Annotated in this window: 12 protein-coding genes; 11 read left to right on the top strand and 1 reads right to left on the bottom strand. The window is 43.3% G+C overall.

All coding sequences use genetic code 11. From position 1 onward, the window contains the following. The first annotated feature begins 45 nt into the window (after positions 1-45). From cobT to JK628_RS17790, 8 genes are all read left to right on the top strand, one after another. Positions 46-1074, top strand: coding sequence for a nicotinate-nucleotide--dimethylbenzimidazole phosphoribosyltransferase (cobT, locus tag JK628_RS17825; RefSeq protein ID WP_202286278.1), 1029 nt, complete (start codon positions 46-48; stop codon positions 1072-1074). A gap of 480 nt (positions 1075-1554) precedes the next feature. Beyond that, positions 1555-2334, top strand: a complete 780-nt coding sequence (locus JK628_RS17820; protein WP_202286277.1) for an adenosylcobinamide-GDP ribazoletransferase — start codon at positions 1555-1557, stop codon at positions 2332-2334. Then, positions 2331-2882, top strand: coding sequence for a bifunctional adenosylcobinamide kinase/adenosylcobinamide-phosphate guanylyltransferase (gene cobU / locus JK628_RS17815; RefSeq protein WP_202286276.1), 552 nt, complete (start codon positions 2331-2333; stop codon positions 2880-2882). Before JK628_RS17820 ends, cobU begins: the two co-directional genes overlap by 4 nt. A 57-nt stretch (positions 2883-2939) precedes the next feature. Continuing rightward, a complete protein-coding gene (locus JK628_RS17810) occupies positions 2940-4496 on the top strand; it encodes a cobyric acid synthase (RefSeq protein WP_202289869.1) in 1557 nt (518 codons plus the stop codon). Between the two features lie 50 nt (positions 4497-4546). After that, entirely contained in the window at positions 4547-5188 is a 642-nt protein-coding gene (gene cobO / locus JK628_RS17805) for a cob(I)yrinic acid a,c-diamide adenosyltransferase (RefSeq protein WP_202286275.1), read from the top strand. A 294-nt stretch (positions 5189-5482) separates the two neighbouring features. Further along, positions 5483-6412: an RHS repeat domain-containing protein gene (locus tag JK628_RS23340; protein ID WP_443019972.1), complete on the top strand. Its 930-nt coding sequence runs from the start codon at positions 5483-5485 to the stop codon at positions 6410-6412. An 8-nt stretch (positions 6413-6420) separates the two neighbouring features. Then, positions 6421-6954: a hypothetical protein gene (locus JK628_RS17795; protein ID WP_202286274.1), complete on the top strand. Its 534-nt coding sequence runs from the start codon at positions 6421-6423 to the stop codon at positions 6952-6954. Positions 6955-7169: 215 nt separating this feature from the next. Continuing rightward, positions 7170-8147, top strand: a complete 978-nt coding sequence (locus JK628_RS17790; RefSeq protein WP_202289868.1) for a transposase — start codon at positions 7170-7172, stop codon at positions 8145-8147. Positions 8148-8341: 194 nt separating this feature from the next. On the opposite strand, the gene JK628_RS17785 is transcribed toward JK628_RS17790, so the two are convergent. After that, a complete protein-coding gene (locus tag JK628_RS17785; RefSeq protein WP_202286273.1) occupies positions 8342-9304 on the bottom strand; it encodes an IS30 family transposase in 963 nt (320 codons plus the stop codon). Between the two features lie 481 nt (positions 9305-9785). Here JK628_RS17785 and JK628_RS17780 point away from each other — a divergent pair, with 481 nt between their 5' ends. The 3 genes from JK628_RS17780 (at position 9786) to JK628_RS17770 (ending at position 13051) form a co-directional block, all read left to right on the top strand. Continuing rightward, the gene (locus JK628_RS17780; RefSeq protein ID WP_202286272.1) at positions 9786-10211 is read left to right on the top strand and encodes a hypothetical protein; all 426 of its coding nucleotides are present in this window, start codon (positions 9786-9788) and stop codon (positions 10209-10211) included. A gap of 834 nt (positions 10212-11045) precedes the next feature. After that, a complete protein-coding gene (locus JK628_RS17775) occupies positions 11046-11849 on the top strand; it encodes a cobalamin-binding protein (RefSeq protein ID WP_202289867.1) in 804 nt (267 codons plus the stop codon). Positions 11850-12085: 236 nt separating this feature from the next. After that, entirely contained in the window at positions 12086-13051 is a 966-nt protein-coding gene (locus tag JK628_RS17770) for a LysR family transcriptional regulator (protein ID WP_202286271.1), read from the top strand. The last annotated feature ends 155 nt before the right edge of the window (positions 13052-13206 follow it).

The raw sequence follows: 13206 nt of genomic DNA, 5'->3' as shown, positions 1-13206 counted from the left end.
TTATTTTAATTGTCCTTGTTTAGGATGTTGGGAGCATAAGGTTAGATGTTTAATATTAGGCCATTGAGTTCAGAGTTTGATGATGAAATTCAACATAGAATTGATACAAAGACTAAACCCCTTGGGGCACTTGGAGACATAGAGACACTAGCGTTACAGATAGCACAAGTGCTCGGTAAAGAAGGACCTAAGATTAGCAATCCTAAGTTAATCGTGTTTGCAGCCGACCATGGTATTGCAGACTCTGGTGTCTCTATTGCACCGAGTGAAGTGACTGGCCAAATGGTGAGAAACTTTATGGCAGGCGGTGCGGCTATTAATGTATTTACTCGCCAAGTGGGCCTAGACCTAGAGGTGATTGATTGTGGTGTTTTGCAGCCATTTGATAGCGAAAGTGGTGTTATCGACCAGCGCTTAGGTGCGGGGACTGGACCGATTCATAAACGTGCGGCTATGACGCTGGGTGCAGTGAAGCAAGGCTTCGATATGGTGACGGCTCGCATTGAGCTGCACCATAAAGATGGTTGTAACTTAATCGCGCTTGGTGAAATGGGCATAGGCAATACCTCTTCTGCAGCGGCCATTATGTCGGTGATCACCGCTATTCCAGTGACTGATTGCGTGGGACGCGGTACAGGCATTGACGCTGCAACCTTTAGACGCAAGCAGATGCTGGTTGAGCAGGCATTGTTACTGCATCATAGCGAGCTTGACGATCCATTGCAGATTTTAGCCTGCATTGGTGGCTTTGAAATTGTGCAGATGACAGGGGCTATTCTAGCCGCCGCTGAGCGCGGCATGTTAGTGGTTATTGATGGCTTTATTGCCACTGCAGCGGCATTAGTGGCTATTAGCATCAATGTCGATTGCCGTGACTATATGATCTTCTCGCATCAATCTGATGAGAAAGGCCACTATTTGATGTTGGAGTATTTGCAGGCCAAGCCTTTGCTCAAACTCGGTATGAAACTGGGTGAGGGCACGGGCGCTGCCTTAGCCTTTCCGTTGATCCAAGCAGCCGTGAATTTTTACAACGAAATGGCCAGCTTTGAAGATGCAGGGATAGAGATTTAAGAGACGGGACAAGCTGAGAAGGATAAATGCCGGTTTAAATGCCGACAAAACTAAGACGGTTAAATGCCGGTTTAAAGCCGACAAAAACTAAGACGGTTAAATGCCGATTTAAAGCCGATAAAAACTAAGACGGTTAAATGCCGGTTTAAAGCCGATAAAAACTAAGACGGTTAAATGCCGGTTTAAAGCCGACAAAAACTAAGACGGTTAAATGCCGATTTAAAGCCGATAAAAACTAAGACGGTTAAATGCCGATTTAAAGCCGATAAAAACTAAGACGGTTAAATGCCGGTTTAAAGACGGTACAGGCAGAGACGGTAGAAGCTGAGATTGTTCGGCTTTTTCGTTAGGTCGAAGACCGTCCGTTTTTGCTGTATTCGTCTTTGCTTTATTCGGCTTTTATCCGTCTCAGCTTTCCCGGCTCCTAACCAGCTCCTAACCGGCTTTCAGCCATTCGGTTATTTTTTACGGAGATTTAAAATGCGACCTTGGCAACAACAGCTCAATCTATTTTTTATTGCGATGGGATTTTTTACTCGGATCCCAATGCCAAAATGGATTGAGGTGGACGCAGATAAATTAAATCAGGCCAGTCGCTATTTTGGTGTGGTTGGCAGCTTAATCGGGGCGCTTAGTGCATTAGTCTATAGCGTGATGCTCTATTGGGTGTCACCGACGATTGCGATTGTATTTGCCATGATTGCCAGTGTTTTACTTACTGGTGGTTTCCATGAAGATGGCTTGGCTGATACTGCCGATGGTTTAGGCGGTGGCTGGACGGTTGAAGCAAAACTCAACATCATGAAAGACTCTCGCCTTGGCAGTTACGGTGCACTCGCGTTGGTATTGGCACTGTTACTCAAGTGGCAGCTGCTGAGTGAATTGGCACTGTTTGACCCAAGTAGCGTCAGCTTAGCGCTCATTATCGGACATACTTTAAGCCGAGTTGCCGCGGCCAGCTTTATTTTCTCTGAGCAGTACGTTTCTGATGATGCCAGCAGTAAAAGTAAACCATTGGCAATGCATCAAAGCGTCAATGAGCTGTCTGTTTTATTGGCGAGCGGCGCTGTTTTACTGTTACTGGTCACATTCATACAAGCAGTGGTGCTAGTCTGCGGGCTCATTATCGTGCGTTTCGGTTTAGCGCGATTATTTAGAAAGCAGATTGGTGGCTATACCGGCGATACGCTAGGTGCCGCTCAGCAAGTGGCAGAGCTGGCGTGTTATCTAATGCTGTTAATCTTAGGAGCCTCTTGGTGATCCATTTGGTATTAGGCGGTGCTCGCAGTGGCAAAAGCCGCTTCGCTGAATCGCAAGTTATAGAGCGTCTCGTCGCGAGTCAGTCTGATGAAAATGCCACAGAGCTTGAATGTCTCTATTTTGCTACAGCAGAGGCGCTCGATGATGAGATGAAAGAGCGTATTGTGCAGCATCAATCCCAGCGTAACGGTGATGCCATAGCCTGGAGCACGATTGAGTCTCCACTGGCTCTTTCTGCGGCACTAAAAGCCAATGCAAAGGGCAATAGCATTGTATTGGTTGATTGCTTAACGTTGTGGCTGAGCAACCATTTGTTGCAATCGAGTAGCGATTGGCAAGCGACTAAAGCAGAATTTTTACAGGTGATAAGTGGGCTACCCGCAGAGGTTATCTTAGTCAGTAACGAAGTGGGCTGCGGTATTGTGCCCATGGGGGAGATAAGTCGCCGCTTTGTCGATGAAGCGGGTTGGTTGCATCAAGACATCGCGGCTATTGCAGATAGAGTGACTTTGGTAACGGCGGGTTTACCGCAGCGTTTAAAAGGCTAGGAGATAAGTGTTGTGGCGTCACTAGATAAAAAAAATAACAATAAAGCCAATGTATTGATGGTGCAAGGAACAACGTCGGATGCAGGTAAGAGTACTTTAGTTGCTGGTTTGTGCCGCCTGTTTGTTAGGGCTGGCCACAAAGTGGCACCGTTTAAGCCGCAAAATATGGCGCTAAATAGCGCGGTGACCATTGATGGCGGAGAAATTGGCCGCGCACAAGCGTTGCAAGCGGTTGCCTGTAATCTCGAACCTCAAATCGATTTTAACCCTATTTTGTTAAAACCTAGCTCCGATACTGGCTCTCAAGTGATCGTGCACGGTAAGGCCTTGATGAAGATGGAGGCCGAAGATTACTTTGGCAAAAATGCCGAAGGTTATCGAGTCAAAGCCATGGCTGCTGTTAAGCAGTCATATCAGCGCTTATGTCATGATTATGAGGTGCTGTTTGTCGAAGGGGCTGGCAGTCCGGCGGAGATCAATCTTCGTGAAGGTGATATCGCTAATATGGGCTTTGCCGAAGAGGTCGATTGCCCAGTGATTATCATTGCTGATATCGACAAAGGCGGTGTGTTTGCTCACTTAGTCGGAACACTAGCACTACTCAGTGAATCGGAGCAGGCTCGGGTAAAAGGCTTTGTGATCAACCGTTTTCGTGGAGATGTTAGCCTGTTGCAGCCGGGCTTAGACTGGCTAGAAGAGTACACCAAAAAGCCGGTGTTAGGCGTGCTCCCCTATCTGCACGACCTGCATTTAGATGCCGAAGATGCACTTATTGCAGCGCCTGAAAAAAACGCCCAAACAAAATTAAAAGTGCTGGTGCTGGTATTACCTCGCATCAGTAACCACACCGATTTTGACCCATTACGACTCAATCCTCAGATCGACTTCAACTACGTATCACTGCAAACTCAAGCTCAGTCGCAAGATGCTAGCAACACCACACACGTTAGCTTGCCGCCAGCGGATTTAATTATCATACCTGGAAGCAAGAATGTTCGCGCCGATCTCGACTTTATTCGACAGCAGGGCTGGGATAGTGAAATCGAAAAGCATTTACGTTATGGCGGTAAGGTATTGGGTATTTGTGGTGGTTATCAAATGCTCGGTCATGTGATTGATGACCCTCAAGGAATTGAAGATAGTGCAGGTAGCACCGAAGGCTTAGGCTTATTGCCAGTGGTCACTGAACTGACAAGTAACAAGGTGCTGTTACAAGTCGAGGGCGTGTTGTCGCTGCTAGGAAAGCAAGCAGAGGTTAAAGGTTATGAAATTCACTGTGGCCGCTCTAACTTGCTTATGAAGGCAGATCAGCCACTAACACTAACGCGACGAGAAAAAGACGCCGAACAAAGCGAAGCCTCGCTAGCATCAGCAAAACGTTGGCAGAGCGAAGGTATCTTGTCTGCTGATAATCAAGTTTTGGGCACCTATATGCATGGTCTATTTGATTCACCACAGGCTTGCCAACTGTTACTGCAGTGGGCGGGAATGGAGGATGCTAACAGCATTGATGTAGAACAAGTACGAGAGCAACAGCTTAACCGTTTGGCCGACGTGCTAGAGCAGCACTTGGATATCGACGCGTTGACTGACATATGGAAAAAATCAATTTAAGTTATGTGCGATTAGAAATGCACAAGTAACCCTATACACAAGGATATGTAATGAGCGATTCAAATCAGCCAGAAACTGGCGACAACAAATCTGCTGAAGCAACAAAAGCTGAGCGCCATAAAGCGCGTCAGCAACGCTTGAAAGAGGGCGTTGATGCTAAGATCGCCAGAGCACAAGAGGAGAAAGGCATTCTTCTAGTGCTTACCGGTAATGGTAAAGGTAAATCGACCTCAGGGTTTGGCACTGTAGCGCGCTCTGTAGGCCATGGTAAAAAAGCCGCCGTAGTGCAGTTTATTAAAGGTAACTGGGAGTGCGGAGAGCGCACTTTATTAGAGGGCGCAGGTGTGGAGTTTCACGTGATGGGCACTGGCTTTACCTGGGAAACCCAAGACCGAGAAAAAGACACTGCAGCAGCCGTAAAAGCTTGGGATGCTACAGAGAAGTTGTTACAAGATGAAAGCATCGATTTAGTGATGCTAGATGAGCTGACCTACATGGTGAGCTATCACTATTTAGATGTGGATCGAGTGGTTAAAGCGTTGCTGAACCGGCCTAAGATGCAACATGTGATTGTGACAGGCAGAGCATGCCATCGAGCCATCATTGAGATCGCCGATACTGTCAGTGAAGTGCAGCCGATAAAGCATGCGTTTGAGGCAGGCGTCAAAGCCCAACCCGGCTTCGACTACTGATCTTTCTTCGTGTTGTTTGTTGTAGCGTTATTGTCGGCACTTTTCCACCTAAGCAAAGACGGTTAAGAGCCGGAATAAGCCAAGATGATGAAGAGCCGGTAAGAAGCCGATTTAAAGCAGAAACCAAACCGGCTTCTATCGGCTTTATATCGTCTCTGCTTTAAACCGGCACTAACTCAGCTTTCAATCAGCCTTTACCGTCTTAGCGTTAATCCATTTTTAAAAGTAAGAACTACATAGACAGCCATAGTTAATGCTGACCATGAACATCTCAATGAGCAGCAGCTCATTCATATGAACGGTCGGGTGTACGATTATAATATGGGCCGATTTATGAGTGTTGATCCCTTGATCCAGAGGCCTACATCGACGCAAAGTGTTAATCCGTATTCGTATATTATGAATAATCCGCTAAGTGGAACAGATCCGACGGGGTATGCGGCTGAAGATGAGACGATGACTGGCTCTAGGATTAAAGGTGTATATACTGGAGCTCATGGTGCAGCTTTTGGGGCAAGAGCTGAAATGGGGAGGAAAAACAAGAGCGACTCAGGTGCAAATAAGTCACAATCGACTCAGAATACAGATGTTAAGGCTAATGAGATAGGTAGCCATGAGAACAAATTAAAACATATTCAAATTGTTGAACGAGATGAAACAGGTAGTATTTCAAGAGATGAAAATGGAAAAATATCGAATGGTAATGTTGAAAGCTTGAGTGATGAAGAACTTGAATTCATTCACAAGTTGGATAGTTTAATTGAAGACTACCGTATCGCAATTTCTAATATGAGGAATGATGAAGCTGTTGGTGAGTTTGAAAGAACTGACTGGTTTTATGATCCTAGCAATCCAGATGTTCAAGGTGGAGTGGTTGCTGTTGCAACAAATGTACTAGAAGGGCAAGACACCCCATATGGTAATAAATCTAGAAATCCCGTTATTTTTGGGCGTAGAGGCATTGCGATAATGAACAGTAATACTTCTCAAACTTGGAAATATCACAAGCAAACCTTCCATGGTGGGAAAGCCGGAATGCTTGAAGTTATTTCTCATGAAGCAGGTCACACGATCCAGATAAATATATGGGCACCTTCACTTCCTGGAAGGCCACCAAGCAACCATCTAACTGGTATAGAAATGGAAAGGAAAGCTAATTCTCATATGAGACAAATCAAAATGGGTGACGATTACCCGAATTGGTATTACGAAAACATATATTAGGAAGAGTTATGAAGTTTTTTATTTTATATATTATTGTAGTTTTGTTTGCTCCATTAGCTGTAAAAGCAGAGGGGGCTAGGTATTCCTATCAGGGAATCGTAGGGACTTATTCTGATCCGGTTGCTGAATACAATACGATCCCTATGACTATAGACTTGAATTCATATGTAATAAAAACTTTTGATGTGATTGAGTTTGGAAAAAACTGCATTTTGAACAGTTTATCTTTCTGTATAAATAGTCCGTCACTAAAGTTTTCAATGCCAAAAAAGAAGCTGGAGGTAGGTGAAAAGTGGAGTTTGTTTTTTGATGATAGTGAAATTTTATTTGAAGTTAGAAATAGAATCCGTTTACATCTTATTGGTATAGATGAAGTTGTATATGTAATAGATTCTATGAATATTTCTGAAAACTCTAAGGTGGAGCAAAGGTTTTACTTTTCAGAAACCAAAGGACTATTAATGTTCTCAAGCTTTGGCGCACCTGATATTTTGTATTGGTCATCGAATCAGGTTGGTATTGCAATTGATACAGAAGAATAAGAAATAAAGGGCTCAGAAACAAGTTATATGGGCAGACATGTCAATCAGACTTAAATAGCTAGTGACTCTCCCTCTTAATCAGCCCTATTTTTTTGGGGCTTTTTGTTGCCTGTAGGTTGTCAACTTGACCAGTAACTACATAGACAGCCAAAGTTAATGGCACACTTTTGGACCTGATACTAAGCTTGATTGATGAGTATCAGCAGGAGCTCAATATGCCCCGTCCAAGAAGAACACTAATCAGCATCGAAGACACGCCTTATTACCATTGCTGTAGCCGAGTAGTGCGGCGAGCGTTTTTGTGTGGTGATGATAAGTACACCGGGAAAAACTATGACCACCGTCGAGGTTGGGTTGAAACGCAAATATTGAAGCTTACTGAGGTGTTTGCTATTGATGTCGCAGCTTACGCAGTGATGAATAATCATCTTCATATTGTGCTGTATATCGATGTAGACAAGGTGAATCAATGGTCAGATAGGGATGTTGTTGAACAGTGGCACAAGTGCTTTAACGGTACAGCACTTACCCAAAAGTTTGCTAAAGGTGAAGTGATAGATGAACACCTAGTGGCTCAATTGAAACATCAAATAGCGATTTACCGCTCACGACTCAGTGATATTTCATGGTTCATGAGGTGTCTCAATGAACCCATTGCCAGACAGGCCAACCTTGAAGATAACTGCACTGGCCATTTTTGGGAAGGGCGCTTTAAGTCCCAAGCTTTGTTAGATGAAGCAGCGTTACTAGCTTGTATGGCTTATGTCGAACTAAACCCAATTCGCGCCAAGAAGGCGAAAACACCAGAGCAACCCGATTTCACCAGTTTAAAACTAAGAGTCACCGCCGCGCTAAAAGGAAAGCAACCCAGCAAGCTCTTGCCCTTCATCGGCAACGAGCGAGTGCACCAACCAAAAGGCATTGCTTTCTCGCTGAAAGATTACCTTGAATTGGTAGATGAAACAGGAAGAGTTATCCGCGATGATAAACGAGGAGCAATATCAGCTAATGCAGAGAAAATCCTTAACAGATTAAACATTCCAACTAAAAACTGGGTAAAAATCATCACTGAATTTGGGCAACTATTTCACGGCCCAGTGGGTACGTTGCAGGAGTTAGATAGCTACTGTGAACACTTAGGTAAGCGCCGACGGCACTTTTCAAATAGTTGTCAGTATATGCAAGTAGACTAGACTCCAACAGCTCACCTCAAGACCACTTACCTTTGCTATTTCACAGAGTTAATATTCAACATCTTAAAACTGACTAAATCTTCTTAATCCCCTTCTTTTTCACAACATTTCGCAGCCGCAATATTGAAAGCATTTCATCTGACGATTTGAAAGACACTGAGCCCGAATTCAAGATCTAAGTGCACCACTTCAAATCATCTAAATACTTCTGCTGGTGTTTGGTAATTCAGTATCTTTCTTGGCCTGTTATTTATTAAGTTTACAATGGTTTCTAGTTGTTCGCTCGTAACTACTGAAAAGTCAGTTCCTTTAGGGAAGTATCTCCTTAAAAGGCCGTTGGCATGTTCGTTAGCTCCCCTTTGCCATGAGCTATAGGGATCTGCAAAGTAAATATCGATCCCTACTGCGCTTTCAAGCTCTTTAAACGCACTAAACTCTTTACCATTATCGAGTGTCAGCGTGAGTCTTTTCGCCTCAGGTTGTGCTTGAAAGGCTTCAATTGAAACACGGTTAAATGATGTCGCTTTTTTGTCATCAATTTTCTTTGCAATTAGGTATCTACTCTTTCTTTCTAGGTGTGTTACAAAGTAACCAGAGCCCTTCTTTCCTTCAACTAAGTCACCTTCCCAATCACCGATACGACTGCGGGTATCTACGACAGGAGGCCTATCATGAATGCTGACCCTGCCTTTTATTTGACCACGTAAGTCACCGTATTTCCTTTGCTTTCTTCTGTTTTTATGCCTTTTTGCTAAGTAGCAATATAGGTTTCCAGAGTGCTTAAAGTCTTTAATAACCCATTGATAAATGGCCTCATGGCTAACATGAAAAAGAGGATCGTCAGGGTGTTCTAACTTTAGTCGACCCGAGATAGCCTCTGGAGACCAACCCCGCTTTAAAAGCGTAATAACTGTAGTGCGAAGCTTTATATTTGAGTATTTTTTTTGATGCCTGGGAATTTTCCTTCTAGCCAGTGCTTTTTCTTGAGCGGCATTATCATAATAAGTGTATGTCAGAGGCTTATTTCGACTTATCTCTCGACTAATCGTCGTATGGTGACGCCCTATAAGCCGTCCGATGGATCTTAAACTCTCACCTGAGTTAAAGCGGTAATAGATCGCTTTTCTTTCATACATGCTAAGGTGGTTGTAGGTCATCTTGGAGCTCCTCTGCTGTGTTATGGTCGCACATAAACATTAGCAGAAGCTTCAGGATGACTGTCTCTTCAATAAGTTAACTCAGGTGGTGCACTTGCATGTTGAACGCGGCCTTCGACATGGGGCGAGTTGAATTAAGTTTTGAGATCAACCAGCTTAACCCTCTGAGAGACTGCTTTACATTTAAGGAGCCGTTACGATGAGCTTCGCCTAGTTCTAAAGCGATTTCTTCAACATTACCTTTCCTGAACCAATACAAAAATTCACGCATTTCTCTCCTATCTGTAAACAGTAATAGGCTTGCGGCAAGACCAGTGAAAATATTGAGTGACATCACGATTATCAATGGCTGGCTAAGTTGTTTAGGATTTATGTGTAATTAGGTGAGTTTATTGTCCATATAAGCTAAATTGTGAAGATTCACAAACACTGTGATGCGATTTGCAGAGATTATTAGGGCGTTAGCTAATCAGGGAGATGTATGCGCAATTCATATTGGGTAATATGCCATTTAATAACGTCTTTAGGGATGGTTTGGGTAATTAGTGTAGCTAGTAAGAATGAGTTCATTAATGATTTGTCTACACATAACTCAGATATACTGTATTTAATCGCTTTTCTTTACGCTGGTTATTTGCTTACTCAAAAAATTTTACAAACTTCAACCAGACTTGACATCGTTTGTATTTCATTAAGTTTCTTATATTTTTTTAGTGTTTTTTGTATGTTTTCCGATGGACATTTTGCAGGGTGGGCTCATAGCAGTGGTGTTCTAGAAAAACTATTTATTTTCCTTTTTTGCTCTTTAGCGATGCTGCAGCACATCACTGTGCCACTTGTGGCGCTATTATTTGCTGCAGTTCACTATGTTTTACTTAAAGTGATATGGCAATATTTACCTGATTAGCTAACAAGAGTTTAGGTTATCAATCTAGTTTGATTGTTGACCTTAGCAAATCTGACAGACGTGATAGGCTTGCGTCAATTCATCCAACCTTTTTCGGACCTATTCGCCTATTGGTTCCTGTTTAATGATACCCATCCACTCACATTGCTTATTCATAGTATGTTTGTAGAATACAAATAGTGCCACCCATCGTTAACAACAAGTATGGAAGGCATCGTTAATAGCAAAAAAACATGACCACCCACAATTAATCTTTAGTATTATCTATAAATATAAGTCCCGCCTTGATATCAAGGGAGGGACTTTTTTCTGCCCGCATAACGCTTTTTTACCAGTAGCTCGAACCCTGTTTGCCAGTAGAACTGCTCCCTATTCACCAGCAGCGTGCACCATTTTGCCCAGTGCCACTAGATATATTTGTTGTCGTAATAAAAGTACATACTATATCTAGTAGGTTGCTAATGCTTATCTAAATTTGTCAGCTTATGGTTATATTTTATGTCAGAATATGGTTATACCTTTAAGCTAAGTGATTGAAAATGGAATAGTGCTTATGTCAGGTTATGCTTGCAGCGACATTCGCCTTCTTTGTTGTAGCGTTATTGTCGGCACTTTTCCACCTAAGCCAAGACGGTTAAGAGCCGGAATAAGCCGATTTAAAGCAGAAACCAAACCGGCTTCTATCGGCTTTATATCGTCTCTGCTTTAAACCGGCACTAACTCAGCTTTCAATCAGCCTTTACCGTCTTAGCGTTAATCCATTTTTAAAAGGATTTTATGAATATCGTGTTTAAATTTTTGTTAGCTGTTGTGGCTGTATGTTGTGTTTCAATTATGTCTTTTTCAACGGTGTCCGTGGCGTATGCGGCCGTTGATACTGCGCCTGCTAAACGTATTATTGCCTTATCGCCGCATGCGGTTGAGATGCTTTATGCCATTGGGGCGGGGGAGTCGATTGTGGCGACCACTGATCATGCTGATTTTCCTGAAGCTGCGCTGCAAATCCCCCGTATTGGTGGTTATTATGGTATTCAAATTGAGCGGATACTTGAGCTAAACCCAGACTTGGTTGTGGTGTGGGAAGGCGGTAATAAAGCGGAAGATATCACCCGCATCAAAGAGTTAGGTTTCAAGGTGTTTAATAGTAACCCTAAAACCCTCGAAGCGGTTGCTGATGAGTTAGAGGCTCTGGGTGAACTCACGGGTAAGCAAGCGCAGGCGCTTGAGGTGGCAACAGGTTATCGTCAAGCGTTAACACAGTTACGCGCTGACAATGCAGCTAAAATCGAGGTGAGCGTTTTCTATCAACTCTGGTCTACACCATTGATGACTGTGGCGCAAAACAGTTGGATCCAACAGATTATTGCTGTGTGCCATGGTGATAATGTTTTTGTTGATGCGGCCAGTGACTATCCACAAGTGAGTTTAGAGACGGTATTGCTTAAAATGCCTGATGTCATCTTACAAAGCCAAGATGAGGGCAATATTTCGGGTGTTGATTGGAGCCAGTGGCCTGAGATCCCCGCAGTGAAACAGCAACATATTTATCAGCTCAATGCCGACCTACTGCACCGTGCTGCACCGAGAGCTTTGCTCGGTGTTGAAGCCTTATGTGCTGCACTTGATAAAGTGCGCTAGCCATAGTGGTCATGCTTGCTCTCGTTATTTAAGCGGATATTGTTTAGGCTGATCGACCACCACTATTTGGCGTCGGTATTTATACGCTAGTGGCATCGATTGGCCGTTGCTATTGAGCTACAAAAAGGCCTAATAGTGGGCAAAAATGCTGTCTATGCCGCGAAACTGGACAGTATATTTGCAGCTTATTATCTATCTACTGATAATAATGTTTTAACACTTAAGAGATGATGAAGATGGATGTTGCAAAATTAGACTATCGCTCTTTAATTGTTTTTGAATCAGTAAGTCGCCACCTCAATGCCGGGCTAGTCGCTAACGAACTAGGCATGAGCATTTCATCGGTGAGTCGGCACCTAGGCATACTAAGAGACATCTTTCAGGATGTTTTATTTATTCGTCGAGCTCAAGGTTTTGTATTAACCGAAAAAGCGATTCAGGTTTTACCTTTCATTCAGCAGCTCTTAAGTGGTTATAAAGATCTCAAACATAATCATACCCAATTTAATCCGCTGACAGCGAAGGGGCATTTTAAAATCTATGCCTTCAACGAATTCACCTATGTGATCAATAAAGTGGTGAATGAGTTAATTTTACCCCAGGCGCCAAATTTAACCTTCGAGATAAGAACCCTGTCCAGTGACTGTGTCCGAGCCATTGAACACGGTGAAATAGATTTTGCCGTGGTCTATGAGAACTTTAATGATCATAAAATCATCAGCAAAATGCTCTCCCCCACCGAAGAGCTTTTTCTAATAGCCAAGGCTGGGCATCCGGTTTTTAATAATGAACTGACTCTCGATAACCTATGTCAGTATGGTTATTTTGCGCTGGATAACTTTAATGACCTCTGCTCACCACTACTGGCGCAGATGGCAAAAAACCAAGGCAAGACTCTTAATATAACAGGGGCCACAGACAACATCGCCGCACTGAGTCGTCATATTATCGATACGGGTTCAATTTCGATGAGCTGCAACGTATTTACCCGTGAGTTCTATGATTTGATTTCGGGTATACAAACTTGCACTCTGCCACAAGAGTTGACAGAACAACTTCTTGGCCTCATCAATGTGGGCCGTACAGTCGGTAATTATCTGATTTACTCTGAAATTAATCAGTCTGCGACCCATCACTGGCTCAAACAGCAATTGTTTAATGCCATTAGCGATGAGTGGTACCAAGCTATGAAGCCTCAATAATTTAGAGACATAAAAAAACCTCTATTTAGCCTTTAATCAGGTAAATAGAGGTTATTAGAATATGCTGTAGAGCAGGTGTGAAGGGCAATAACCTTGCTAGCAGCTAAATCCCCAACGAGTCACTCTTTCTAGCACTGTCCAGCACTTATAAGCGG

The sequence above is a fragment of the Shewanella sp. KX20019 genome (assembly GCF_016757755.1).
Taxonomy (GTDB): domain Bacteria; phylum Pseudomonadota; class Gammaproteobacteria; order Enterobacterales; family Shewanellaceae; genus Shewanella.
Note: the sequence above shows the minus strand (reverse complement) of the source record. Positions and strands in the feature narration are given on the sequence as shown.

Excerpts from the sequence above, each read along its gene's own strand:
- JK628_RS23340 (WP_443019972.1), top strand. The coding sequence starts at position 5,483 with ATGAACGGTCGGGTGTACGATTATAATATGGGCCGATTTATGAGTGTT.
- JK628_RS17770 (WP_202286271.1), top strand. The coding sequence starts at position 12,086 with ATGGATGTTGCAAAATTAGACTATCGCTCTTTAATTGTTTTTGAATCA.
- JK628_RS17780 (WP_202286272.1), top strand. The coding sequence starts at position 9,786 with ATGCGCAATTCATATTGGGTAATATGCCATTTAATAACGTCTTTAGGG.
- JK628_RS17785 (WP_202286273.1), bottom strand. The coding sequence starts at position 9,304 with ATGACCTACAACCACCTTAGCATGTATGAAAGAAAAGCGATCTATTAC.
- JK628_RS17790 (WP_202289868.1), top strand. The coding sequence starts at position 7,170 with ATGCCCCGTCCAAGAAGAACACTAATCAGCATCGAAGACACGCCTTAT.
- cobT (WP_202286278.1), top strand. The coding sequence starts at position 46 with ATGTTTAATATTAGGCCATTGAGTTCAGAGTTTGATGATGAAATTCAA.
- JK628_RS17775 (WP_202289867.1), top strand. The coding sequence starts at position 11,046 with ATGTCTTTTTCAACGGTGTCCGTGGCGTATGCGGCCGTTGATACTGCG.
- JK628_RS17820 (WP_202286277.1), top strand. The coding sequence starts at position 1,555 with ATGCGACCTTGGCAACAACAGCTCAATCTATTTTTTATTGCGATGGGA.
- cobO (WP_202286275.1), top strand. The coding sequence starts at position 4,547 with ATGAGCGATTCAAATCAGCCAGAAACTGGCGACAACAAATCTGCTGAA.
- JK628_RS17810 (WP_202289869.1), top strand. The coding sequence starts at position 2,940 with ATGGTGCAAGGAACAACGTCGGATGCAGGTAAGAGTACTTTAGTTGCT.
- JK628_RS17795 (WP_202286274.1), top strand. The coding sequence starts at position 6,421 with ATGAAGTTTTTTATTTTATATATTATTGTAGTTTTGTTTGCTCCATTA.